This window comes from Actinomycetota bacterium, assembly GCA_040905475.1.
GTDB lineage: Bacteria > Actinomycetota > AC-67 > AC-67 > AC-67 > DATFGK01.
In genome coordinates this window covers 1-22,990 of record JBBDRM010000116.1, presented here as the reverse complement: position 1 = coordinate 22,990, position 22,990 = coordinate 1, and the positions used below count along the sequence as shown (strand labels likewise).

Here is a 22,990-nt window from a genome sequence, read left to right as displayed (position 1 = left end):
AGGAGCGTGACGTGAATCACGTCCCCACTGAGGCGTGTCCGCTGGCGGGTCCCACACCGTCCGCTGTGACGTCCGAAGGAGGGACCGTGCCTATCGTAATAGGGATCGACGCGCACAAGAACACCCACACCGCTGTCGCGGTGGACCGGGTCACCGGCGCCGAGATCGAGCACCTCGAGGTTAAGGCTCGCAGCAAGGGTCACGAGCGGCTGGTCGTGTGGGCTCGCACGCTCGATGAGGAGCGGCTGTTCGCGGTTGAGGATTGCCGCCACGTCGCCGGTGGGTTGATGCGCCATCTCATCGGTCGAGGCGAGCGGGTGGTTCCGGTTCCCCCGAAGTTGATGGCCGGCGCGCGCAAGTCCGCGCGCACCCGCGGCAAGTCTGACCCGATCGATGCGCTCGCGGTCGCTCGAGCGGCGTTGCGGGAACCTGATCTGCCTCAAGCTCGTCTGGACGGGCCGGAGCGGGATCTGCGGATGCTGGTCGATTATCGCGAGAATCTCGTGCGAAACCGCACCGAACTGCAATGTCTGCTGCGCTGGCGGCTGCACGATCTGAATCCCGAGTTCGCGATCCCCAAGGGTGCTTTGGATCGGATCGTGTGGCTCGAGCGTGTTCGCGGTGAACTGACCTTGATGCCGCAGTCGATCGTCGTGGAGATCTGCCTGGACGTCGTGGATCGCATCATCGCGGCGACGAAGACTGCCAATGATCTCCAAAGGAAGATCACCGCGCTCGCGCGTCAGCTCGCGGCGTCGCTACTAGAGATCCCCGGTTGCGGTGCGCTCACCGCCGCGAAGATCGTGGGTGAGACCGCCGGCGTCGACCGGTTCTCATCGGAGGCGAAGTTCGCCATGCACGCCGGCGTCGCCCCCTTGCCTGTGTGGTCCGGGGATCGAACGCGGTTCCGGTTGAACCGGTCCGGCAACCGACAGCTCAACACCGCGATCCACCGCATCGCCGTCACACAGATGCGCGTCCACGAACCCGCGAAGCTGTTCATGAAGCGCAAGATGTCAGAAGGAAAGACCAAGACCGAAGCGCTTCGGAGCTTGAAGCGACACATCGCGCGGAAGGTCTATGACACGATGAAGAATCAACCGAACATCCCCACCGCCGGCTTGCAACCGACCGCCGCTTGACATAGGAGCAACCCATGCCCGACACGCTTGAGGCCGTTCTCGTTCTCTTCGTCGTCGTGTTGCCGGGCGCCCTCCATACATGGGCGGCGGAACGCGAAGCGGGGCGATGGGGTATCGGGCTCTCCGACCGTGTTCTTCGGTTCGTTGGGGCGTCCGTCGTCTATCAGATGGCTCTCGCGGCTCCGACATATCTCGCCTGGAAGGATCACCTTCATCGGCGGATCGTGAGCAACGGCGCCACCGCTTACTCCAGTTCTCTTACCGACGGGACCACGCCTTCGTGGGTCTGGTTGCTCGCACTCGCTTACGTCATGGTTCCGATCGCAGGCGGAACCATCGCCGGCGTGTCGATCCACCGGTGGCCCCGACTTTCCCGGATCCTGGTCGGGCGTGATCCCGCACCGAGAGCCTGGGACTTCCTCTTCGCCGGCCGTCCGCAAGGCGTCCTCAGAGCGCGTCTCAAGTCGAACGATCGGTGGGTCGGTGGTTGGTTCGGAGAGCGATCGTATGCCGCTGGATACCCGGAGCAGCCGCAGGACCTCTTGGTCGAACGAACGTATCGCCTACTCGAAGACGGATCGTTCGCCGAGGGCGAGGCAGACGGAGGTTACGACGAGATCGGTTCCAGCCTGCTGATACGATGGGAAGAGATCGTCGAGTTGGAATTCTTTCCTTCGCAACGGGGTGTCTGATGGCGAGACCATCGAGAGCCGTCAAGGGTGGATATCGAGGAGGATCCGGCGGCACCCCGCCGAAGCGACCGACGTCCGCCGGTGCTTCGGTTCCCCGTAAAGCGACCGCGGCCAAGATACGTTCGGCCCGCCGGGTAGCAAAGAGCGCCTAAGCCCCACCCCGCGAACCGGTTCAACAGGGGCGCTTCCCGAATCACACCCATGTAATCGTCACACCCCGTCCCTAACCTTTGAAGGTGAAAGGACGTGATGCCGTAATGCCCAAGCCTCGACGGAAACACCCCGGCTTCAACTCGCTCGACCTCTCTCTCCAGGGCCGGCAGTTCCTGCGGTTCCTGGAGAGCGCGGTCGGGGATGACATCGGCTGGCGGGCCCTCGGCAGCACGCGGGAACGGTTCCACGTGTTCGAGGTCACCGGCGACCGCGACCCCGTCGTCCTCGTCGAGGCGCCGGACCGGGTCGAGGAAGGGACCATCATCGGCCGGATGGCCTTCTGGCACGACCTGCGCGAGATGCCTCTCGTCGGCTACGTCGAGGTCGTCACCCACCGGATCGACCCGTGGATCTGGGCGAAGGAGACCGGCGATCGCACCATCGTCGACCTTCCCGAGAAGGCCCGGCGCCGGGAGGCCGATCGTCGTTCGGTCGTGATCGGAAGCGCCCGAGACCGCATCACGACGACGCTCGGACCGACGGCGACGGCGCCGACCGAAGTCGCCGGCCTCCCGTGGGTCCAGGTGATGGAGATCGTGGAGGAATCGATGCGGCGTTCTGCTCGCTCGAAGACGGCCACCGACGCGATCGCCTGTCCGGCCTGCGGCTGCCTCTGCACCAAGAACGATGCCGCGACGCACGTCTGCGAGCGGCTCGAGATCTCATCCAACTGAAAGGAAGGAAGATGATGACGGCAACGGTGATGGTCCGCGGACAAGCGGTCGTGCCGTCCTCGGACAGACTTGTCTCTCGTGACATCACCTCCGGAACGAGCGCCACACCCGCATGCGAAGCGATCGAGCAAATGGTCGCGAACGTCGTCTGGTAGGGCGTTGTTGTCGGTGCGCGTCGCTAATCTCTCTACGACATGCAGCGAATGCGCTCGGCCATCACGGGGAGAGTTGTTGGTTACCTCGCCGCGACGGTCGCGGTTTCGATCGTGTCGATCACTGCCGCAGCACGCGTAGGGACCTTCCGTGAAAGTGGCTCGCCGAGCGGCTCGTTCTGGCATCGCCTGCTCATGGACCGCACCACCGTCGGATTCGTCCGTGCGGCGGTCGTTATGGTGGCCATCTACGTGATCGCGAGCGGGGCCGCGCTCGTCGCCGGCGGTCGCTGGCTTCGCTCGATGAAGGCCACCGGTTTCGAGGTTGACGCTTCCAACCACGGAGAGATCACGATCGCCTCCCTCGAGCAACAGCTGCGCGACACGCGGGCCGAACGGGACGAAGCGATCCGATTGTTGAAGGAGGTCCATGGTGGTTAAATCGAGCGTGAGTCCCATGCCGAAGCGCCGCAAGCCTGACATCGATCCCCGGTTGCACGAGAGGATCGAGGACCTTATCCGTCGCGCGCGAGAATCCGATCGCGAGATCGAGGCCGTCCTCAAGATGGCACTCGAAGCCCGGCTGAAGCTCCGTAGAGTCGCAGCCGGGCGGTAGATACGCCTAAGTCCTGCTTTTCGATCCCGAGCCTCCGCGATTGCATCGTCTCCCGCCTCCGGTCCCCGACGGTACCGGCTATCGAGACAGCCTCGGGAAGTGGATCGATCGACTAACCGGTGCAGATCGAGACAGGAAAGCGGTACGTGCGCAACTGGCCCAGGATATGGACGAGTTTCCTGCTGACCCGCCGCCCAGCCAAGCGCCGCCACCCGTGCCCGACGGAACAGAGGTCATCACCCGCGGCGCGAAACCCGCTCCTGCTTCTCGTAACTAGATAGGCCTCATGGCTAAATCGAACGCGATGGCCCAGCGGGATCCAGCCTAGGATCCGCCCAGCGGGTCCGTCCGGCACGGCTGGTTCCGCAGTGTGTCACACGCCGGCGACGGCGCCTCGGCTTCCTCGCCGGCGAGTACACCCACAACCAGTCGTGACGGATGCTCTGCGTCGTGCAGCACCGTGTTCACCCCCGGCGGGAACACCGGCGCGAACGCCCAGAAGCCCGTGTGACCGGTCGGCGCCTCGATCCACACTCGTAGCCGCGACCCGGCGCGGAACGCGTGCGCGAACGGGAACACCTCGAGGCGCATGAACGTCGGTTCGCCCGGAACCAATTCCGACGCATCCCCGCGCAGGTGCGTGTGGTACGGCCGCAACGCGGTCGACCGCGCCTCATCCAACGCCCGATGTGACGCCCGCAGCCAGCCCCGCTGCACGTAGGTCTCCTGCCCGTCGGGCCGCACCTCTGTCACGGTCACCTGCAGGTCGGTGTCCGGCCCGGTCGTCGTCATCCACAGGTCGAGGCTCGCCGGCCCCGCGAGTACCAGGTCCGACGCGAGCGCATCCGTCGTGTACGCGACCGCGCCGCCGGGCGGCACCGGCACCTTCCACGTGAGCTGACCGGTCGTCCGCCCGTTCAACACGAGGCCCGGCTCGAGCACGTCCGGCGACGGCAGCGGATACAGATACGGGTCGCCGGCCTCTGCATCGGTCGGCGCCGAACCGGAGAGCAGGCCGCCGGCGCGCAGGTACAGCGCCGTCGGCGTGGGAGCCGGCTGGCCCGGCAGGTCGATCGACCAGGCCGGGACGTTGGTGTCGCCGTCCCGCGCGATCGCCGACTCCATCCAGATCTGAACGTGCGGCTGGGAGTCCTCGAAGCCGTTGTCGATGTCGCGCACGAACCGGTCCAGGAAATCCAAAGTCAGGTCCTGCGCGATCGACGAGTAGTAGTCGCGGCCGTGGTTGCCGTTCGAGACATTGACCCAAAGCAACGATGGATGCGCGAACCGCTCGTACGCTCCCCAGATCCGCGCCGGCAGCTGCTCGTCCTGCCACGCGTTGAACAAGAACGTGGGAACCTCGATCAGCGGGAACCCGTTCTCGGGCGCCCGGTCGTTCCACGATTCGTCCCCGAACACGTCGTCGTCGTAGGGATGCTCGAGGATGAGCCGCGGGATGAAGTAGTCGGGGATGTTGACCGACTCGTGCGAGACGTAGTTGCCGAGACAGTCGGTATCGCCGGCCAGCGCCGCCTGCGGTGCGGCGACCGTGCCGCCTTCCTTCTGGACGGCGGTCCACGCGAACGGGAAGTCGTACTCGAGCGCGCCGCCGGGCCAGGCGACGTCGCGATACAGGTCGCCAAGGGCCGACGACGGCGCGATCGCACGCAGGCTCGGCGGGCGCTGCGCGGCGGTGAGGAGCTGCGTGATGCCGCCGAAGCTCACGCCGATCATCCCGACGCGGCCGTCCGACCACGGCTGATCCGCCGCCCACTCGACGGCGTCGTAGCCGTCCTGTCCCATGGTCGACGCGAACGGATCGAAGGCGCCTTCCGAGCAGCCGGTGCCTCGGACCGAGACGCCCATCACCGCGTATCCGCGCTCGAGCAGCCGGTCGATGTAGGTGGCGACGCCGTTGTCGGCCGCGTCGGTGCCGGCGGCGTAGCCCTCGTAGTTGATGAGGACGGGGGAGGGCCCGCCCTCGGCGGGCCGCACGACGTTGTACCGAAGCCTTGTCCCGTCGCGAGCGGCGAGGTAGCCATTCTCCTCGACGGTCGCGACCTGCGCCCTCGCGCTCGGGAATACCGCCAGCGTGAGAGCGAGCACCAGCCAGAGCTTCCGTTTCAAGTCTCGTTCCCCCCGGTGTTTGTGGCTCGGTAAAGCTTCGACGCGCCGGGCCGAGACCCTTCACCCGATCCGGGCGTTCCGGCCGCAGCTGTTCATGACCTAATCCCGCACTTGTTCGCGACCGTCGCGCGCCCGGGCCGTTGCCGTCGTGTCGCCGAAGTACCATGCCTTCATGTGGCAAGGGGTGCGCGGGTTGAAGCTCTCGACGGCCAGAGCGGAATGGATCATCGTCGGAACGATCGTGGGCATCGTGACGGGGCTGGCGATATCGGCCACGTGGGTCTTCCGCGCAAGGCCGGCATCGCAAGTTGCGCCGTCGTTATGGAGCGAACTCCTTGCCGACCGCATTACGCTGGGCCTCATCCGGCTTCTGCTCTGTACCGGGGCGCTTTATGCCTTGGTCAGCATTGGAGTGATGACCAGTCGTCGGCGCTGGGTGCGAGCGATCTCCACGACGGGCGTCGAGGTGGATGCCTCTGCTGCCTCAGGTGACGCTGTCGCTGCCCTCGAGAGAGACTTGCTGCTCGCGGTGGCACAGCGCGACGAGGCGCGGCGATTGGCCTGGAGACTTGGCCGTGGTTAAATCGATTGCGAGTCCCATGCCGGCCAAATCGAGGAAATCCGAGGTTAGGGAAGAGCTCCTCAGGCAGCTCGAGGATCTCGATCGACGCGCGCAAGAGTTGGACCGTCAGATCGTCGTGACGCTCGAGAAGGCACGCCGAGCGCGAGAGAAGCTTCGGGCGGTCATCGCGCGCGAGTAGCCGTGGCGCTGGATCGACGCGGCCCGTCGGTCGGTCACCGTAAAGCGAGCGCGACCAAGATACGCTCGGCCCGCCGTGGGAGGGACCGAGGAGGCAGGTGTTGCCGGCGACCCGGAATGGACACGCCGCGAGAAACGGGAAGGTGCCTAAGGTGCGCGAACTGACGAAGCAGGAGATCCTCAAGCTCATCGATGAGAGAGCTCAATTCCTGCTTGGTATCAGCGGTAAGGAGTTCATGCGCCGGTACCGTCGGGGCGAGTTGAAAGACGCACCTGTCGAGGAACCCATCACGGTCCTCGCTGGCCTTGTCGAGCCGCGCACCATGCCACTTACCGAGGGATCCCGCTCGAGGACATCCAGATCCGCTCGATTCTGTGGCCGGACGACGCTGTGGCCTACATCAGGACTCGATCGCAACGGAGTCCCAACGATCGTGACATCGAACCGGAGTGGGCGACAGAGGCGGCGACCTCGCATAGAGAAGTCCCGTACTCACGAAAGCATGCGCGAGGAGGCCGAACGTCTCGACGACCTCGAAGAAAAAGACGCCCTCGACCCGGTTCCCTTCACGCGACTGAGGCGGTACGCGAAGGAGCCCTCGCAGGTATACGCGATCCGCATCCCCGCGAGCAGGCTGGAGGTGATCCGCCGGCTCGCCGAGCGTCGCAAGGAACAGCCGACCGCTCTATTGCGAGAGTGGGTGCTCGAGCGCCTCGACGAAGAGTTGGCGGAGACCGGCCCCAAGAATGTGAGGGAAGACCCTCCCATCTACCGTGGCACAGCAAGACCGGCAAAGCCGGGCGGAGCCCGACGAGGCTCCCAGAGAAAAGCTGCGAAGAAGCCCAGATCGTCGGGTTAGAATTCTTTCCTTCGGAACGGAGTGTCTGATGGCGAGACCATCGAGAGACACTGATCGTCGGAACGTTGCAGGCCAACAGCGAGATCCGGCGGGTGCCCGCCGAAGCGACCGACGTCCCCCGGTGCTCGGGTGCGCGAAAGGATGACCTTCGTCGCCGCGCTCGCGAGTCCGATCTCAGGATCGAGGCCGCACTCAAGATGGCATATGAAGCTCAGCTCGGCCGGATCTGCTCGATGGTTTCGAACTAGACTCGGATCCGGCCGTCCCTTACGGTCGCGCGATGCAGACACCGGTCGACGCATGGCGGGACCTTCCTCCTTTCGATCGACTCCACGACGCGATCGTTGCTCGCTCGGAACCCACGTTGGATCCGGACCCGTGCCCCGACGACATCCCGATCCACGTGACGGTCAAGGGGACCCGCGTGACGGTGCGGATCATTCCACCGAGGGGACCGGTTCTCGAGGTCCAGTTCCGATGGCGAAAGACCCACCATGAATGGCAACTCTTCGCGCGCGACGGTTCTCGCTGGATCGCCGATGGGCCCCCGAGACCGTCGGTGGGCCGGCTACTCGAGACACTGATCGTCGGAACGTTGCAGGCCAACAGCGAGATCCGGCGGGTGCCGGGTGCCGCGGTGGACTAAGGCCAATGCCGAACCGCCACGTATCAAGTATACTTCCACGTATGCCCCAGGTGACCCTGTACCTCGATTCCGAGACGGAGCGGAAGCTGCGCCGAGCGGCCAAGGCTGCGGGGGTCTCCCGCAGCAGTTGGGTCATGGACGCGATCCGGAGGAAGCTCGGTGAGGATTGGCCGGAGAGCTTCCTGAGCCTCGCCGGCGCGTGGAAGGACTTCCCGACGGCCGAGGAGCTCCGGAAGGGCCTCGGGCGCGACGCACGCCGCACCAAGATCTGATGTACGTGCTCGACACGAACACGCTCTCTTACTTCTTCCGCGGCGAGGGGCGGATCGCCGAACGACTCGCGAACGTCACCCCGTCCGACATCGCCATCCCGACCATCGTGTTATTCGAGATCGAGGCCGGCATCGCTCGCTCGCCGGAGGCGACCCGGCGCCGTGCGCAGCTCGACGAGGCCCTGGCGGTGATCCAAACGTTGCCGTTCGGCCGAAAGGAGGCGCGATCGGCGGCGCGGATCCGCGCCGATCTCGAAGGCGAGGGCGTTCCGATCGGTCCCTACGACGTCCTCATCGCGGGAACCGTAATGGCGAACGGCGCAACGCTGGTGACCAGGAACGAGCGCGAGTTCCAACGCGTCGCCGGGCTGGCAGTCGAGAACTGGTACTGACAGCGCGCCGGCCGCGGCGTCACTGCCACAACGTCGGGACGCGGTAATCGCCGAAAACGGGGTCGCGCGTCACCAGGGTCAGCCCTTCCTCGAGCGCTTGCGCGACCAGCAGGCGATCGAACGGATCCCGATGGAAGGTCGGAAGCTCTCGGATCCTCGCGGTGTGCGCCATGCGTACCGGCAATTCCTCGAACTCGGTGGCTGCGCTTGCAGCGATGATCTCGTTGAGATCGGCGTCGATCTTTCCGATCGTGGATTTGATGGCGATCTCCCATGTGCTCGCGACGCTCACGAAAACCTCGTGCGCTCCGCCGGCGAGCTCCTCCCGGAGCCGTTTCGGCAGCCTCGTCGGGGCGGCGAGGGCCCAGACGAGCGCGTGGGTATCGAGGAGGAGCCTCAGGATCTCCCCTCGAAGGCATCGAGGATCTCGTCGGGAAGCGGAGCATCGAAGTCCTGGCTCATGCGGATCCGGCCGCGCAGACGCCCGAGCTTGCGCGCGCGGGGTTTCTCCGTGATCGGCCCCAGTCGTGCGACCGGCCGGCCATGGCGGGTGATGATGATCTCCTCGCCGCCCTCTGCTCGGTCGAGAAGCCGGGAAAGGTGCGTCTTCGCTTCGTAAACGTTGATCTCGGTCATAGTCTGACCAGACTAGACCAGACTACGAACGAGGTCAAGCGCTGAGCCTTGACCGCTGCGTTAGATCGACCGGCGGTCGCTCGCCCAGCGACTCAGCTCGTGGCGGCTCGCCGCGGGGACGCCGATCGGGCCCGACGACCTCCTCATCGCGGGAACAGCATCGGCGAACGGAGCGACGCTCGTGACGAGGAACGAGCGCGAGTTCCAGCGTGTCCCAGGGCTCAGCATCGAGAACTGGTACTGATTCATTTGGCTGACATGTCAGCCATACTGCGCCGAGTCGGGCGCCCGTTGCTTTTCCCAGAAGCGTCTGACATGTCAGACACCTCTGAGAGCAGCCGTGCAACTGGCTCGTGGTCCTTGGGTCGAGCAGTTCATCGCGAGCCGGCAACCGTTCGCGATCAGGCCATCACTCGCGAACCTCTCGCGATCCCGCGGTTGATGTCGGTGTCGACCGCTACTATCGGAGTCGATGCGCAAGATCGTGCGTTGGATTACTGCAAAGCGCCGCCTATCGCAAGGGTTCGCGGCGGCCGGTGCGTTGTTCGGTGCCCTTGTGCTCGCCGTGTCAGGCGTGGCCGTGTTCCGATCGTCTCGAGTACCCGACGATATATCGGTGTGGCGCTTGGTGTTCGCGGACCATGCGACGACCGGGTTCCTGCGACTGGCCACGATCTCTCTGGCCCTATACGCGATTGCGAGCTCGGCGGCGCTCATCGTCGGCGGTCGCTGGCTCAGAGGCTTGAGCAGCACTGGGCTGCAGATGGACGACGCGCGGGCTTCCGAGGGGCTGGTCGACGAACTCCGGGCCCGAGCGCGAAGCGCGGAGCAGGCCCGCGACGAGGCTATAGGGGTAGCCCGGGAGGTGATGCGATGGTTAAATCAAACGTGAGAGCGATGCCTAAGCCACGGAAGTCGCGCATCCCTCCCGAGCTGATCGAGAAGCTCGAGGAGCTTGAGCGGCGCGCCGAGGAAGAACGGCGGAAGGCGGCAGAGCTCGACGTGCGGGCCGAGAGGTTTCAGCGCCGGCTCCGCGAGATTTACGCGGGACGGTAAGGAGGCGAGAGGGCCTCGAGCTTGTGCGTCAGATCAGGCGCCGGTCACTCGCCCACCGGCTCAACTCATGCCGGCTCGATAGCTGCAGCTTCCGCAGAACCGCCGACACGTGCGTCTCAACGGTCTTGACCGAGATGCTCAGCTGCCGAGCGACCTGCTTGTAGGCGTAGCCCCGCGCGATGAACCGCATCACTTCGCGCTCGCGCGGCGTCAGCTGGTCTAGCTCGGGATCCGCTACCGCCGCCGCCTCTCCGGCGAACGCATCCAGCACGAACCCCGCCAGCCGGGGCGAGAACACCGCATCGCCGTCGTGCACGCGCGCGATCGCTTCCGTCAGCTCGACCGGCGAGATCGACTTCGTCACGTACCCTCGCGCCCCGGCGCGGATGACCTCGATCACGTCCTCCGCAGCGTCCGAGACCGACAGTGCCAGGAACTTCGTCTCCGCCCCGACCGCACGGATCACGGCCGCCCCGCCACCGCCGGGCAGGTGCACGTCCAACAGCACCACGTCGGGCGACGTCGCAGCGATGCCCGACACGGCCTGCTCGACATCCCCGGCCTCGCCGACGATCTCGTACGTGCCGCCGAGCTCGGACCGCACTCCGGACAGGAACAGCCGGTGGTCGTCCACCAGGAACACTTTGATCGTCATCGCGGGATCACCAGACGAACCTCGGTTCCCGACGAAGGCTCAGACGTGACGACCGCCGTCCCGCCGTGGCGCTGCATCCGCCCGACGATCGACTCGCTGATCCCTCGCCGATCAACGGGCAGGGACGAAAGATCGAACCCGGACCCCTCGTCCCGCACATACGCCGTGATCGTGTCCGGGGCCATCTCGACGTACACCGACACCACCGACGCCCCCGAGTGCGCAGCGGCGTTCGCCGTCGCCTCGCCCAGCGCGTCCACCAGTGCCCGCAGGCGATCGTCCATCGGCGAGACATCCCCAACGACGACCGTCTCAACGGCAACCCGATGCAGTCGCTCCACCCGCGAGGCCATCTCGTCCACGGCCCGGCTCAACGTGTCGGCGCCGTTCCGTTCCCGGCCGTAGAGCCACGCTCGCAGTTCGCGCTCCTGCACGCGCGCCAGGGTCACCATCTCCTGCGGCGACTGCGCCCGCTGGATCATCGCGAACGTCTGCAGCGCCGAGTCGTGCAGGTGCGCGGCGACCTCGGCGCGCTCCTCAGACCGGATCCGCTCGCGCCGCTCGGTGGCGAGCTGCGTGAACAACCCGTAGATCCACGGCCCGAGGATCAGACTCACGCCTGCCACCGTCACCACGACCGCGAACGCCACGTTGCCCACCGAGCGCAGCGAGGTGTTCGCCGCCAGGAACGTGATCATTCCCGCGAGGACCAGGAACGCGCCCGCGGCGATCCGCGACTTCGAGCGCCCCGCCAGCGCGTCGGCCGGCGAGAGCGGCAGCCGCGAGGCGAGCCGCGCGAACCGCGCCCGCCCGGCGTCGTCGCCGCGCGTCCAGATGATCGCGGAGCCGAACGCCGCAAGCGCAGCCGACCACACCAGCGCGTCGCCGAGCCACAAGCCGACCTCGCGCAGCAACAGCAAGAGCCCGGTCACGATCATCGCGACCGAGACGACGACTCGCAGGCCCGACCGTCGCTCGCGAGCAGCAACGGCGGCGCCGGCGCGGGCCGGCCGGTCCTCGCCGCCGATCAGCCAGGCCACCAGGTAGGCGACGATCCCGAACCCGCCCGCGAAGGCGAGCACGACGAACGCGAGGCGGATGAGGATCGCGTCGATGCCGAGCCGCTCGGCCAGGCCTCCGGCGACCCCCGCGACCACGCGATCGGTCCGGCTGCGCGGGAAGCGCGTGCTCATCATCTCCATGAGGCGATGGTCGCACAGGCGTCTACCTGCGGCAATCGGGGTGACTCCTGAGATCTGGCCCGATCTCTCAGGGTTCTTCCAGGGTGGTCCCCGATGGTCCCGGCCGCCGCGACCCGCGATGCTGAGGCAGCGATGACCTCAGACCAGGAGAAGAAGATGGATGCGCAACCGCAGCAGGCCCGCCGGTTGATACGACGGACCGACGACAAGATGATCGCCGGGGTGGCCGGCGGCCTCGCCGACTACTTCGGTGTCGACCCGGTGTGGTTCCGCCTCGGCTTCGTGGCGGCGGTCTTCCTCGGCGGGTCGGGGCTCCTCGCCTACGCCGTGCTGTGGGTGGTCATGCCCAAGGGCGCGGGCGGCGAGCCCTCGACCGTCGAGCGCACGATCGAGCGCGTCGCGCACTCGATGCGGAACACGCCGGCGCTGGTCGGCGGCGCGCTCGTGATCCTCGGCGTGATCCTGGTCGCGAACCAGCTCCTCGAGTGGCGGGCGGGCGTGATCTGGGGCTTCGCGCTCATCGTCTTCGGGGTCATCCTGTTCGTCCAGCGCGACGAGGTGCGCGCGGCCGAGCCGGCCGCGGCGACCGCGGTGCTTCCGCCGGCGCCGCCCGGCGACACCGCGGTGCTTCCTTTGGGCGCGCCGCCGCTTCCGCCCGGGACGGCGCCTTCCCCGCCGCCCCGCCGCGTGCGCGAGCGGTCCTCGCTCGGCTGGATGACGCTCGGCGGTTTGTTCGTCGTCGTCGGCGTCGTGACGCTGCTCGATCTCGAGGACGTCATCCGGTTGACCGCGGGCCAGTACCTGGCGATGGCGGTGGCGACGATCGGCGTGGGGCTGCTCGCCGGCGCCTGGTACGGGCGCGCACGGTGGCTGATCGTGCCGGGCCTCGTGCTGATCCCCTTCATGCTGGCCGCGAGCCTGATCCACGTTCCGTTCGAGGGCGGCGTCGGCGATCGCCTGTTCCGTCCGACGAGCCTCGCCGCGGTACAGCCCGAGTACCAGATCATCGCCGGCCAGATGCTGCTGGATCTCAACGAAGTGCCGTTCGGGCCCGGCACATACACGATCGAGGCGACCGCCGTCGCCGGCCGAATCCTGGTGCTCGTCCCCGAGAACGTGCGGGTCGAGATCCACGCGAAGGCCGGCGCCGGTCAGGTCAGCCTCTTCGGTCAGACCGACGAGGGTCTCAACGTGGACGTGCGGCGGATCTTCGAGCCGCGCCTCGCGACGACGTCGGCCGGCGTTCTGCGGCTCGATCTCGAAGCGGCACTCGGCCAGGTCGAAGTCGCCTTCGATCTCGAGAGCGTCGACCGGCCGTTCGGGGTGCGGTCGTGAGGCGCCACCGGCTGGATCCGCTGTCGCTCGTGTTCGGCGCCGCGTTCGCGATCCTCGGCGGGCTGTTCCTCTTCGCGCAAACCGGTATCGAGGACCTGCACGCGAAGTGGCTGTGGCCGGTCCCGCTGATCGTCATGGGCGGGCTGATGATTCTGTTATCGATCCGCGAGGAGCGGTCGCGTCGCGGCACCCGCGGAGACGAGGAGCCGCTTCCGTGACGACGTCGGGCGTGTGGGAACAGCCCGACGGGCTCATCGAGCGGGGCTTGGAGCTCCTTCGGACGGGCGCCCGCGCGAGCGATCGCAAGCGAGACGCGCTGCTCGCGCAACAGGAGCGACTGCGACGCCGACTCCTGGAGATCGCGGCCCGGCGCTTGCGTCAGGGTGAGGCCCCGGCTGGCCGGACGGGAAGCGAGTAGCGCTAGGTCGAACAAGCCGATCCGCCCGAGAGCGCCCGTAAGCGCGTTCGCTGTCTCATCGTCACGCTATGTTCATCTCAGGATGCTCCGCATCATCAAGGCGATAAGCGATCGACCCAGGGAGTTCATCGCTGCCGGGTTCGCCGTCCTCGCCGTGGCGGGCGCCTCGGTTACGGAGATCTGGGTGTTCCGCCGAGGCTCGGCGCCGCGGGGCAGCTCCTTCTGGGAATCGATCCTCGCCGATCGTGCGACGGTTGGTTTCTTACGCGCGGCGTTCGTCATGCTTGCCCTCTATTCGATCGCCAGCGCGGCAGCTCTGATCGCGACCGGCAGATGGATCAGGACACTGAAGACGAGCGGGTTCGAAGCCGACGATCCTCGGGCCCTCGATGCAGCGCTCAGAGATCTGCGGGCCGAGTTCGAGGCCGCGAAGCAGGAACGAGACGAAGCGCAGCGCTTGTTGTGGAGATATCTGCATGGTTAAATCGAACGCGAATCCCATGCCGAAACGGCGAAAAGTCCAGGTCGATCCGGAGCTGCTCAAGGCGCTCGAGGACCTGGAACGACGTTCCCGCGAGTCAGATCGCAGGGCGGCGGAGGTCCTCGCCCGTGTCGATCAGATCCAAAAGCGTCTCCGCGAAGCGTACGCCGCCCGCTGATCCGGGCATCACGAATCACACCCTTGTAATCGTCACACCGCGCGATCGTCCTGTTCGAGATCGAGCCTGGTATCGCTCGTTCGGTTGACGCTACTCGGCGCCGCGCCCAGCTCGACGAGGCGCTCGCGCTGATCGGGCCCTGCGACTCCTCATCGCGGGAACAGCATCGGCGGGTCATCGATCGTACGACCAGGATCCTTGAGCTCAGATAAGCCGCCGGTCACTCGCCCACCGGCTCAGCACATGTCGGCGCGATAGCTGAAGCTTGCGTGCTGCTGCAACGGGAAGTACGGCTCCGGAGTCGCGATCCCGCAAACGAAAGGAGCGAGGACTAAGCCTCGCTCCTTCGCGGTTGAGGTACCCGTGGTGTACGGGCACATCCCTGCGTGGCTTCATTCTCCCATGTCCTCTTGATGATGCAAGTGCCGGGTGGCAGGGCGGCTATCCCTGGTCGCCGCCCCGGCGAGGGTCCCCCAACCTCAGTTGAGGGGTGGACCCGACGAGATTCGAACTCGCACCTCAACCTTTGCAGGGATGTGTGCTTCCAGTTACACCACGGGCCCACCGCCGTCGGCGACGGTAGGTCTCGTGGGTGTCCGAGTCACGTCCGGGAACAGCGAGAAGATTCAGTCATCCTCGCCGTAGGGCTCTACATCCTCGGCGGCACGGAAAACCGCAGGCTCCAGGATCGCAGGAGCATCGGGATCCGCGACGATGTCGGAGCGGAAGTTCACCTGGTACTGGATCCGTTTCGCGCGCGTGCGACGTTCGATCTGATCCAACGTCAACAGAACGAAGAAGCGCCGACCGTACGCGTTGTTCTCGTTCAAGACGACGAATGCGAACAGGTACTTGTCGCCGAGGGCCCTTGCCATCGCGTACTCGCGCTCGGTCGCGCCGAAGAAGAATCCGTTCAGCGCTTCATCGCGGATCGGCTTCTTGGTTGTCTTCATCTCGACGAGCCGGATGTTCGGCAGGAATCCGTCGATGTTGTCGACGGTGAGGGCTTCGCACGGCTCAGTGGTCATGACGGCGTCAAAGGTCTGGATGCCAAACGCTCCGACGGGCAACAGCGTCACGATGCGGCGCTTCGTTTGAAGGTCGGGCGCCTGGAAGCGGGGGTCCAGGAGAAGGAGATGCAGCCCGGCGCTCTCAACGCGTCTGTTCGAAAGACTCTTGCCGAACTTGATCTCCGACTCGGACACGCGTCGGATGATCGGCGATCCTGCGGCACTAGATCAAGGAATGTGTCCCTCGCCTATGCTTGGCGATGCCGGCCGCCGCGCAGCGAGTGCTCACCATCCGGCGTTCTGAATATTTTGAACGCAGCGTACGTTCGCTGCTAGGATTCCCAGCCGGAGGTGAAGCGCATGGGGATCCTGCCGGATGAGATCGAACGGATCGTGAACGCGGCCCTCGTTGCAGAGCTTACCGTGGTGAACGCCAAGGGCCGTCCCGTCACTCATCCGATGATCCCGCTCTACGACGGCTCCAAGCTTTGGTTCCACTCCTCGATCCTGTTCTCGAAGAAGCTCGCGCACATCCGAGCGAACCCGAAGGTCGCGGTCTCGATCACGGACCCGCGCGCGGTGACGGCCGACCCCTTCCACCGCGTGACCATCCAGGGCGACGCGCGCGTGATCGACGACGACGTTCACCGCGGCTGGGAGCCGGCCGTTCTGCAGCTCTGGATCGACAAAGAGCCGATCATCAAAGACTTCTACGCCAAACGCGTCGCGCTGCCGCTGTTCTGGGAGCGCGCGCTGATCGAGGTCACCCCGCGCCGCGCGATCCTCTGGGAGAACGGACGCACCGACCTGCCCCCCACGGTCTTCGAGCTCGAGGCGGTGGCGTCATGAGCCAAGCGACCGCAACCTTTCCGCCCGATCTAGAGCGCAGCTTCTCCCACGCCGTCCTCTCGTGGGTCGGGGACGACGGCTATCCGATGAGCGTCGCGAGCCGCTTTGCGGTCAAGAACGAGCGAGTCGTGCTCCACGAGATCGGCGAGGTCGTCTCGCCGCCGTCGGGACGAGACGTCAACGTGATCTTCTCGCACATCCGCCCGCGGCCCGGCGAGGGATACGACGAGCGTCGCTACATCTCGGCGTGGGGACGCTTGCGCCGCGCCGGCGGCACGGTCGAGTTCACGTCGACCGGCTCCTACCACTGGGACGAGAAGGAGACGCCGTTCTTCCAGTACTCGGAGCTGACCGTTCCGCAGGCGCATCGGTTCCTCGGCGAGCTCAGCGAACGGCGCGGCGAGACGGTAAAGCCGAAGCTCGCGGCCGGATGGCTGTTCCTGCGCGCGACGAGGCTCCCCTTCCTGACGGCGACCGCGGTGCCGGTCTTCCTCGGGGTCGCGGCGGCGGCGCGGCGCGGACCGTTCCGGCCGGGCCTGGCGCTGCTGACCTTGCTCGCAGCGTGCTTCATCCACCTCGGGCTCAACGTCGCCAACGACGTCTTCGACGACGCGTCCGGCGCCGATGAGGCGAATACGCGACCGACGCAGTTCTCCGGCGGTTCGCGCGTGATCCAGTACGGCCTGGTCTCGCGGAAGGCGATGGCACTGATGGCGGCGGGCTTCTACGCGGCCGGGATCGGGATCGGTCTGTACCTCGCCGCGACGAGCGGCTTCTGGGCGCTGTTCTGGCTCGGCGTCGTGGGCGTGTTCATCTCGATCGCGTACACGGCGCCGCCGCTTCGTCTGGTGCACCGTGGGATCGGCGAGGTCGTCGTCGCGTTGGGCTTCGGCCCGATCGTCACTCTGGGCGCGTTCTACGTGCAGGCGCAGCGCTACACGTGGGAGGCGCTCTACGCGTCGCTGCCCGTCGCGCTGCTCATCGCGCTCGTGCTGTACCTGAACGAGATCCCCGACCGTACGGCCGACGCCGTCGCAGGGAAGCGCACGCTGCCGGTGCGGTGGTCGAAGCCCGGGGTGCTGCGAGGCTACGCGTTGGCGGTCGCGGCGACGTACGGGCTGATCGTCGGCGGCGTCGCGTCGGGCGTGATGCCGGTCCCAGCGCTGACGGCACTGGTCACGATCCCTATGGCGATCGGTGTCTACAAGGGCGCGCGCGAAGCGTACGACGACCCATACGCGCTGATGCCTGCGATGGCGAAGAACATCCAGCTTCACCTGGCGACGGGGATGTTGCTCGTGCTGGGCTTCGTCGCCTCGACGGCCGCGCACCATCTGGCGGACGACGTGCCACGGCTTCTTCGGTAGGCCCTGTGCGTCTCCCCATGATGGCTGACATGGCTGACATGTCGAGGCTCTTCCGGGGCTGTCGGACAAGTTGTCGTCAACTTGTCTGACAATTGTCTGACACCTCGGAGGGAGCTGAGGACCGGGAGAAACGTAAGGAGCGAGGCCATTGACCCCGCTCCTTAGAAACGCCGGATACGCGGCTGCGGCTATCGCCATGACGGTCGTTGCCGCAACGTCCCTGGCCAGTGTCGGGACGTTCCGTGGTTCATCCGCAGGGAAAGAGATGGATGCGGTCGATGAAAACGACTGGATTCGAGGCAGACGACCCTCGGGCGCTGGACGAGGCGATAAGCGAGCTTCGCGCACGGATGGCAGCCGCCGAGCGAGATCGCGATGAAGCGAAGCGATTGTTGTGGAGGTTTCTGCATGGTTAAATCAGCTGTGAACCCCATGCCCAATGCAGCGGCGCCTGCGGGAGGCGTACGCCGACCGTTAGACGCGAGCCCTCTTCAATACGAGCCGAACCGGAGGAAGCATGGCAGAGGCTTGGCGGATCAACGGGACGGTTCTCATCGCGTGTAACTGCGATTGGGGCTGTCCGTGCAACGTCAACGCCCGCCCTACGCAAGGCTACTGCGAAGGCGGCTGGACGTGGGTTACCGACGAAGGGCGGATCGGGGACGTCGCGATCGACGGGCTGTCCGTCTCCGTGTTCTGCAAGTGGCCCGGCGCGATCCACGAAGGGAACGGCACCGCGATCTCGTTCATCGACGAGCGCGCCGACGAAACGCAGCGGGAGGCGTTGACACGGCTCGTGCGCGGCCAGGTCGGCGGCCCGTGGGAGGTCTTCATCAACACCTACACCCTCGCGGGGCCCGAACCGGCGCACTACGAGCTCACCCTCGACGACTATGCCACGACCTTGCGGATCGGTGACACCGTCCATCTCGAGCTGACGCCGATGAGCAACCCAGTCACCGGAGCCGAGGCGCACTCGGAGCTGCACATGCCGGAGGCGCTGGTCGTCAAGCGCGCGGTGCTCGCGACGAACAAGACCTTCCGAGTCACCGACCCGGCCATCGACTACGACTACTCGGGCCGCTACTCCGCGTTCGGGCGCTTCGAGTACCAGAGCTCATAGGCGAGCGCACAGGCTTCCGACCTTCCCATGACACGCGGTTAACCCGCGCTAGCCTCCCGGGCAGGCCGGGACAGGGGAGGGCACATGCCGCATGTAACGATCGATTGGCTGGGGGTCATCGTCGCGACGGTGACCGCGATGGTCGTCGGAGGGGTCTGGTACCACGTCTTCCAGGACAGCTGGATGGGCTACATCGGAAAGACCCGCGAGGAGCTGCAAGCTCAGGGTGGCCTCGGTTACCTCATCGCATTGCTCGGTGCCTTCGTGAGCGCGATCGTCATGACCTACGTGACGCAGTGGGCCGGCGCGGGCGGGTTCGGCGAGGGCACCCTCGTCGGCGTCGTGATGTGGGCAGGCTTCGTGCTCTCGACGCTCGTAACCGGTTCGGTGTTCGAGGGCCGGCCGTGGGGCCTGATCATGATCAACTCAGGGAACTCGCTGCTGACGTTCCTCCTCGTCGGCGGGATCGTCGCGGCGTTCAACTAGCGAAGGATCGAACGTGGGAGCGAGGCTGATCGGTGTCAGTACCGGCTTGCTCGCTTCAAGAAGCACCGGCGTGAGTTGCCGAGGCGACTTCGCAAGTCGATGGACTGACGGAGCCGCGATCGTAAGGAACCCGTAGGACCTCCTTAAGGGTCTCGAAAGGATCGCGGTCCATCATCGCTCTCGTCCGCTACGACCGAAGGAGGAGCGATGGTTCGACGGCTACTCACCGTGATCGCGCTCGCAGGCGCGATCGTCGGCTCAACGGCGGCGCTCGCATCGGCCGGCGTCACGGGTCCCGCGTTCTACGTCGACGGCGTCGTCTACCGGACGGTGGGCACACCCACCGACCTCTCCGGGACCGGAGCGCCCGCGCACAGCTTCGACACGATCTACCAGTTCTTCGGCGCGCAGCCGTTGAACGTTGCCACCGCTGCGCCGGGCGACCCCGGCTACAACGGTGGACGCTGGATGGTCCACGGCCTGGAGTTCGACGACTACGAAGCAGCCGTTGCCGCGTTCGACTCGAACGACAGCGGCGACTTCGACAGCGACGAGGAAGTGCAGGCCGCGCTCGACGCCGGAGCCGCCACCGACATCGGCGTCGTCAAGCAGTTCGTGTGCCCGGTGATCAAGCAGCCCCACGCATAACGACATCGCATCTCGGAAGGGGCCGCGCGGGCGGCCTCTTCCGCGTTCGTAAGGGTTCTGTAACAGATCGGCTCTAGGCTCGACGGATCGGATTCGGATAATGGAGGGACCCATGGCCGAAAACGCAGCCCCTGTCCCGCGCAAGGGGATCGTGGCGAGGACGATCGGCGTCGCTCGGGCGCACCGGGGCGCGACCGCGGCGATCGTGATCGCGCTGCTCGGCCTGACGATCTTCGTGTTCGCCTGGTTCGAGCCCCACAAGGCGTTCATCGATAAGACCGTCGCGGAGGACCTGCCGGCCGCGGCCGCGCCGGGCTCGCAGTCCTCGGTCCTCGCGACCGGGGTATTCCGCGGGCTGGACCACGACGCTTCCGGCAGCGCCTCCCTGGTGCGGGTCGACGGGAAGCTGTACGTCCGCTTCGAGGACGACTTCAGCGTCCTGAACGGCCCCGACCTCCTCGTGTATCTCTCGAAGCACGATGCCTCGAGCGAGGCCTCCCGTTTCGCGACCGGTTTCGTCTCGCTCGGGGAGCTCAAGGGGAACCGCGGCTCGCAGAACTACGCGATCGCGGCGAACGTGGACCCCGCCGATTACCGCAGCGTCGTGGTCTGGTGCCGGCGGTTCAACGTCGGCTTCGCCGTCGCGCCCCTCGAGTCCCAGACGTGAACGCCGAAGCCGCCATCGACCTCGCGCGCTATCGTCGCACCATGACGTCTGTGCTCGTCGTCGAGGATGAGCCGGTGGTACGCGAGGTCGTGGTTCGCTACCTGCGCGACGCCGGCTACGCGACCTCGGAAGCGGCTGACGGCCTCGAGGCGCAGCGGATGCTCGAGGCGGAGATCCCGAGTCTCGTGATCCTCGACGTGATGCTGCCCGGCGTCGACGGACTGGAGCTCTGCCGGTGGCTGCGCGCGCGCGATCCCGTTCCGATCATCATGCTGACCGCCCGCGGCGAGGAGGCCGATCGCATCGTCGGGCTCGAGCTCGGCGCCGACGACTACGTGACCAAGCCGTTCTCTCCCCGGGAGCTCGTCGCGCGGGCGCGTTCGGTCCTTCGTCGCGTCGACGGGTCGATGCCGGCCGGCGAGCGCCTGGAGATAGGCGGGCTGACCATCGAACCCGGCACGCGAGAGGTGATCCGCGCCGGAGAGACGCTGACGCTCACCGCGCGCGAGTTCGACCTGCTGTGGTTCCTGGCGTCGAACCCGCGACACGTCTTCTCGCGGGAGCAGCTCATGGACAACGTCTGGGGATACCACGCGGCCAACGACACCGGAACGATCACCGTCCACGTGCGGCGCCTTCGTGAGAAGATCGAACGTGACCCGTCCTCGCCGGAGCACATCGAGACGGTGTGGGGCGTCGGCTACCGGTTCGTGCCGTGATCGAGACCACGATCGCAGCCGTCCTCGGCGTCCTCGCGGCGGGCGGCGTCGTGGCGGTCGCGCTGCCGCGGCTCTCACACCTTCGCTGGCAGCTCGTGGTCCTGTGCGTCTCCGCGGTCGTCGCGCCCATCGCCGCGGTGCTCGTCGCCGGGGCCGTGATGTTCAGTGCGCACGACGCGGCGGTCCTCGCTATCGTCTCGGGGGCTTCCGCGGCGACTTCGGCAGCGGTCGCCATCCTGCTCGCGCGGCGTATCGCGCGTACCGTGGATCGGGTGCGAGCGGCGTCCGCCCGCGTCTCCGCCGGCGATCTGACGGCCCGGCTTCCGGTCGAAGGCCCTTCCGAGCTGGCGGCGATCGCCGAAGCATTCAACGACGTCGTTACCTCGCTCGCCCGGCTGATGGACACCAGACGGAACCTCGTCGCGTGGGCGAGCCACGATCTCCGCGCTCCGCTGTCGTCGCTCCAGGCGATGATCGAGGCGACGCAGGACGGCCTCGCGTCGAGCGAGTATCTGCCCGAGATGGAGCGGCAAGTGCGGACGCTGAGCCTTCTGGTCGACGACTTGTTCGAGCTGTCCCGGATCGAGACGCGATCGCTGGATCTCGAGCTGGTCGTCGTCCCCGTGGTCGAGCTCGCCGCGGGATGCGTCCGCTCGTTACAGGCGCAAGCCGAGGCCAGGCGGGTGCGTCTCGAGGTCGTGTCCGATGGGGAGCGGCGCGCGCGGTGCGCGCCGGACAAGATCGAACGCGTGCTCATGAACCTGCTCTCCAACGCGCTGCGGCATACCCCCAGCGACGGATCGGTCGCGGTCTCGGTGCTCGGCCGGGACGGCTCGGTGGTGGTTGCCGTCGAGGACACCGGCTCGGGCCTCCCGGCCGGCGTGGGCGACCGCGCGTTCGACAGCTTTTGGCGGGCCGACGCGGCCCGGACCGGCTCCTACGACGCGGGCGCCGGGCTCGGCCTGGCGATCTCGCGAGGTCTCATCGAGGCTCACGGCGGCCGGATCTGGGCGGAGGATCGCGCCGGCGGTGGAGCGCGGTTCGTCTTCACGCTGCCGGCCGTGTGACCGCCGGCCGGCCGGCCCTAAAGGCCGTTCTTCGCGATCTGCGCGCTGCGTCGTAACGTCGCTTCGACCTCGGGTCGCGAGGCCATCGGGATCAGCCCGGCGCGCGCCGCGTGGAGCAGGAGATCCGAAGCCTCGACCCCGGCCATGATCGGCGGCAGCGGTACGGCGGGCGGCGGCGGGCCGACGTAGGTGCCCGCGCAGTCGGTCAGCATCCCCGGCTCGAACGCCGGAACCGCCAGCACCGGCGCGGGGCGAGGTCCGGCGCCGAAGTCGAACGCCTCGAGGAAGAAGCGGTTCTCCGCGAGCGCGGCCGCGTCGCGCATCGTCAGCGGCGCGAGCCCGAATCGCCACTCGGCGAACGCGAGATACGACGTATGATCGACGCCGTTCGCCGGATGATAGACGGCGCGGCGGCGCGCGTACGGCGACATCACGACGCTCGGCAGGCGCCCGCCCGACTTCGAGAAGTCCAGCTCCAGATCGGCGTTCGCGCGCTCGTCGGGGAAGAACGTGTGCGGGACGTGGTCGTAGAAGCCGCCGTCCTCGT

Annotated in this window: 34 protein-coding genes, 1 tRNA gene and 1 pseudogene; 28 read left to right on the top strand and 8 right to left on the bottom strand. The window is 66.8% G+C overall.

The window, feature by feature from the left end:
- Nucleotides 1–86: 86 nt before the first annotated feature.
- The 6 genes from WEB06_13800 to WEB06_13775 all read left to right on the top strand — a co-directional run bounded on the left by WEB06_13800 (nt 87) and on the right by WEB06_13775 (nt 3,489).
- Nucleotides 87–1,142, top strand: a complete 1,056-nt coding sequence (locus tag WEB06_13800) for an IS110 family transposase (protein ID MEX2556685.1) — start codon at nt 87–89, stop codon at nt 1,140–1,142.
- Between the two features lie 14 nt (nt 1,143–1,156).
- Nucleotides 1,157–1,834 carry a DUF6338 family protein gene (locus WEB06_13795; GenBank protein ID MEX2556684.1) on the top strand — a complete coding sequence of 226 codons (678 nt, stop codon included), beginning with the start codon at nt 1,157–1,159 and terminating at the stop codon, nt 1,832–1,834.
- A gap of 257 nt (nt 1,835–2,091) precedes the next feature.
- Nucleotides 2,092–2,721, top strand: coding sequence for a hypothetical protein (locus tag WEB06_13790; protein ID MEX2556683.1), 630 nt, complete (start codon nt 2,092–2,094; stop codon nt 2,719–2,721).
- A gap of 14 nt (nt 2,722–2,735) precedes the next feature.
- Entirely contained in the window at nt 2,736–2,876 is a 141-nt protein-coding gene (locus WEB06_13785; protein MEX2556682.1) for a hypothetical protein, read from the top strand.
- Between the two features lie 48 nt (nt 2,877–2,924).
- On the top strand, nt 2,925–3,314 hold the full coding sequence (locus tag WEB06_13780; protein ID MEX2556681.1) for a hypothetical protein: 390 nt from the start codon (nt 2,925–2,927) through the stop codon (nt 3,312–3,314).
- Nucleotides 3,315–3,330: 16 nt separating this feature from the next.
- The gene (locus tag WEB06_13775; GenBank protein MEX2556680.1) at nt 3,331–3,489 is read left to right on the top strand and encodes a hypothetical protein; all 159 of its coding nucleotides are present in this window, start codon (nt 3,331–3,333) and stop codon (nt 3,487–3,489) included.
- Nucleotides 3,490–3,813: 324 nt separating this feature from the next.
- Here the strand turns inward: WEB06_13775 and WEB06_13770 are convergent, their stop codons facing one another.
- Nucleotides 3,814–5,616 carry a CocE/NonD family hydrolase gene (locus WEB06_13770; protein ID MEX2556679.1) on the bottom strand — a complete coding sequence of 601 codons (1,803 nt, stop codon included), beginning with the start codon at nt 5,614–5,616 and terminating at the stop codon, nt 3,814–3,816.
- 193 nt (nt 5,617–5,809) lie between these two features.
- Between WEB06_13770 and WEB06_13765 the strand changes: the two genes are divergently transcribed.
- From WEB06_13765 to WEB06_13740, 6 genes are all read left to right on the top strand, one after another.
- Nucleotides 5,810–6,199 (top strand): hypothetical protein, encoded by a 390-nt coding sequence (locus WEB06_13765; protein ID MEX2556678.1) that lies wholly within the window; start codon nt 5,810–5,812, stop codon nt 6,197–6,199.
- 16 nt (nt 6,200–6,215) lie between these two features.
- Nucleotides 6,216–6,377, top strand: coding sequence for a hypothetical protein (locus tag WEB06_13760; GenBank protein ID MEX2556677.1), 162 nt, complete (start codon nt 6,216–6,218; stop codon nt 6,375–6,377).
- Between the two features lie 151 nt (nt 6,378–6,528).
- The gene (locus WEB06_13755; protein ID MEX2556676.1) at nt 6,529–7,236 is read left to right on the top strand and encodes a hypothetical protein; all 708 of its coding nucleotides are present in this window, start codon (nt 6,529–6,531) and stop codon (nt 7,234–7,236) included.
- Between the two features lie 280 nt (nt 7,237–7,516).
- The gene (locus WEB06_13750) at nt 7,517–7,882 is read left to right on the top strand and encodes a hypothetical protein (protein ID MEX2556675.1); all 366 of its coding nucleotides are present in this window, start codon (nt 7,517–7,519) and stop codon (nt 7,880–7,882) included.
- Nucleotides 7,883–7,923: 41 nt separating this feature from the next.
- Nucleotides 7,924–8,154 (top strand): CopG family transcriptional regulator, encoded by a 231-nt coding sequence (locus WEB06_13745; protein MEX2556674.1) that lies wholly within the window; start codon nt 7,924–7,926, stop codon nt 8,152–8,154.
- Nucleotides 8,154–8,546: a type II toxin-antitoxin system VapC family toxin gene (locus WEB06_13740; protein MEX2556673.1), complete on the top strand. Its 393-nt coding sequence runs from the start codon at nt 8,154–8,156 to the stop codon at nt 8,544–8,546. The genes WEB06_13745 and WEB06_13740 overlap by 1 nt, the downstream gene beginning before the upstream one ends.
- A 19-nt stretch (nt 8,547–8,565) precedes the next feature.
- Here WEB06_13740 and WEB06_13735 read toward each other — a convergent pair whose 3' ends face one another.
- The gene (locus WEB06_13735; GenBank protein MEX2556672.1) at nt 8,566–8,946 is read right to left on the bottom strand and encodes a type II toxin-antitoxin system VapC family toxin; all 381 of its coding nucleotides are present in this window, start codon (nt 8,944–8,946) and stop codon (nt 8,566–8,568) included.
- Nucleotides 8,943–9,182, bottom strand: a complete 240-nt coding sequence (locus WEB06_13730) for a type II toxin-antitoxin system Phd/YefM family antitoxin (GenBank protein ID MEX2556671.1) — start codon at nt 9,180–9,182, stop codon at nt 8,943–8,945. The genes WEB06_13735 and WEB06_13730 overlap by 4 nt, the downstream gene beginning before the upstream one ends.
- Nucleotides 9,183–9,297: 115 nt before the next feature.
- Here WEB06_13730 and WEB06_13725 point away from each other — a divergent pair.
- The 3 genes and pseudogenes from WEB06_13725 (at nt 9,298) to WEB06_13715 (ending at nt 10,238) form a co-directional block, all read left to right on the top strand.
- Nucleotides 9,298–9,426, top strand: a pseudogene (locus WEB06_13725) (VapC toxin family PIN domain ribonuclease).
- Nucleotides 9,427–9,654: 228 nt separating this feature from the next.
- Nucleotides 9,655–10,074, top strand: a complete 420-nt coding sequence (locus WEB06_13720; protein ID MEX2556670.1) for a hypothetical protein — start codon at nt 9,655–9,657, stop codon at nt 10,072–10,074.
- A 5-nt stretch (nt 10,075–10,079) separates the two neighbouring features.
- Nucleotides 10,080–10,238 (top strand): hypothetical protein, encoded by a 159-nt coding sequence (locus WEB06_13715; GenBank protein ID MEX2556669.1) that lies wholly within the window; start codon nt 10,080–10,082, stop codon nt 10,236–10,238.
- Between the two features lie 28 nt (nt 10,239–10,266).
- Here the strand turns inward: WEB06_13715 and WEB06_13710 are convergent, their stop codons facing one another.
- Together WEB06_13710 and WEB06_13705 are read right to left on the bottom strand one after the other, a co-directional pair.
- Nucleotides 10,267–10,893 carry a response regulator transcription factor gene (locus tag WEB06_13710; protein ID MEX2556668.1) on the bottom strand — a complete coding sequence of 209 codons (627 nt, stop codon included), beginning with the start codon at nt 10,891–10,893 and terminating at the stop codon, nt 10,267–10,269.
- Nucleotides 10,890–12,095 (bottom strand): PspC domain-containing protein, encoded by a 1,206-nt coding sequence (locus tag WEB06_13705; GenBank protein ID MEX2556667.1) that lies wholly within the window; start codon nt 12,093–12,095, stop codon nt 10,890–10,892. Before WEB06_13705 ends, WEB06_13710 begins: the two co-directional genes overlap by 4 nt.
- A 132-nt stretch (nt 12,096–12,227) precedes the next feature.
- Here WEB06_13705 and WEB06_13700 point away from each other — a divergent pair, with 132 nt between their 5' ends.
- From WEB06_13700 to WEB06_13680, 5 genes are all read left to right on the top strand, one after another.
- Complete coding sequence (locus tag WEB06_13700) at nt 12,228–13,430, top strand: PspC domain-containing protein (GenBank protein MEX2556666.1); 1,203 nt, start codon at nt 12,228–12,230, stop codon at nt 13,428–13,430.
- Entirely contained in the window at nt 13,427–13,648 is a 222-nt protein-coding gene (locus WEB06_13695) for a hypothetical protein (GenBank protein ID MEX2556665.1), read from the top strand. The genes WEB06_13700 and WEB06_13695 overlap by 4 nt, the downstream gene beginning before the upstream one ends.
- Nucleotides 13,645–13,848: a hypothetical protein gene (locus WEB06_13690; GenBank protein ID MEX2556664.1), complete on the top strand. Its 204-nt coding sequence runs from the start codon at nt 13,645–13,647 to the stop codon at nt 13,846–13,848. The genes WEB06_13695 and WEB06_13690 overlap by 4 nt, the downstream gene beginning before the upstream one ends.
- An 82-nt stretch (nt 13,849–13,930) precedes the next feature.
- Nucleotides 13,931–14,332, top strand: coding sequence for a hypothetical protein (locus tag WEB06_13685; GenBank protein ID MEX2556663.1), 402 nt, complete (start codon nt 13,931–13,933; stop codon nt 14,330–14,332).
- Nucleotides 14,333–14,348: 16 nt separating this feature from the next.
- The gene (locus tag WEB06_13680) at nt 14,349–14,507 is read left to right on the top strand and encodes a hypothetical protein (protein ID MEX2556662.1); all 159 of its coding nucleotides are present in this window, start codon (nt 14,349–14,351) and stop codon (nt 14,505–14,507) included.
- 491 nt (nt 14,508–14,998) lie between these two features.
- Here the strand turns inward: WEB06_13680 and WEB06_13675 are convergent.
- Both WEB06_13675 and WEB06_13670 read right to left on the bottom strand, forming a co-directional pair.
- A tRNA-Cys gene (locus WEB06_13675) sits at nt 14,999–15,070 on the bottom strand.
- 63 nt (nt 15,071–15,133) lie between these two features.
- A complete protein-coding gene (locus WEB06_13670) occupies nt 15,134–15,712 on the bottom strand; it encodes a hypothetical protein (GenBank protein ID MEX2556661.1) in 579 nt (192 codons plus the stop codon).
- A gap of 165 nt (nt 15,713–15,877) precedes the next feature.
- On the opposite strand from WEB06_13670, the gene WEB06_13665 reads away from it, so the two are divergent.
- The 8 genes from WEB06_13665 (at nt 15,878) to WEB06_13630 (ending at nt 22,443) form a co-directional block, all read left to right on the top strand.
- A complete protein-coding gene (locus WEB06_13665) occupies nt 15,878–16,366 on the top strand; it encodes a pyridoxamine 5'-phosphate oxidase family protein (protein ID MEX2556660.1) in 489 nt (162 codons plus the stop codon).
- Nucleotides 16,363–17,733: a prenyltransferase gene (locus WEB06_13660; GenBank protein ID MEX2556659.1), complete on the top strand. Its 1,371-nt coding sequence runs from the start codon at nt 16,363–16,365 to the stop codon at nt 17,731–17,733. The genes WEB06_13665 and WEB06_13660 overlap by 4 nt, the downstream gene beginning before the upstream one ends.
- Before the next feature lie 517 nt (nt 17,734–18,250).
- On the top strand, nt 18,251–18,856 hold the full coding sequence (locus WEB06_13655; GenBank protein ID MEX2556658.1) for a DUF1326 domain-containing protein: 606 nt from the start codon (nt 18,251–18,253) through the stop codon (nt 18,854–18,856).
- An 84-nt stretch (nt 18,857–18,940) separates the two neighbouring features.
- Nucleotides 18,941–19,342: a DUF1761 domain-containing protein gene (locus WEB06_13650; protein MEX2556657.1), complete on the top strand. Its 402-nt coding sequence runs from the start codon at nt 18,941–18,943 to the stop codon at nt 19,340–19,342.
- Nucleotides 19,343–19,549: 207 nt separating this feature from the next.
- On the top strand, nt 19,550–19,990 hold the full coding sequence (locus WEB06_13645; protein MEX2556656.1) for a hypothetical protein: 441 nt from the start codon (nt 19,550–19,552) through the stop codon (nt 19,988–19,990).
- Between the two features lie 112 nt (nt 19,991–20,102).
- Nucleotides 20,103–20,657: a DM13 domain-containing protein gene (locus WEB06_13640; GenBank protein MEX2556655.1), complete on the top strand. Its 555-nt coding sequence runs from the start codon at nt 20,103–20,105 to the stop codon at nt 20,655–20,657.
- A complete protein-coding gene (locus WEB06_13635; GenBank protein MEX2556654.1) occupies nt 20,654–21,376 on the top strand; it encodes a response regulator transcription factor in 723 nt (240 codons plus the stop codon). The genes WEB06_13640 and WEB06_13635 overlap by 4 nt, the downstream gene beginning before the upstream one ends.
- Nucleotides 21,373–22,443 (top strand): HAMP domain-containing sensor histidine kinase, encoded by a 1,071-nt coding sequence (locus tag WEB06_13630; protein ID MEX2556653.1) that lies wholly within the window; start codon nt 21,373–21,375, stop codon nt 22,441–22,443. The genes WEB06_13635 and WEB06_13630 overlap by 4 nt, the downstream gene beginning before the upstream one ends.
- 17 nt (nt 22,444–22,460) lie before the next feature.
- On the opposite strand, the gene WEB06_13625 is transcribed toward WEB06_13630, so the two are convergent.
- On the bottom strand, nt 22,461–22,990 hold a 530-nt coding region (locus WEB06_13625; protein MEX2556652.1), incomplete at its 5' end, for an alkaline phosphatase family protein.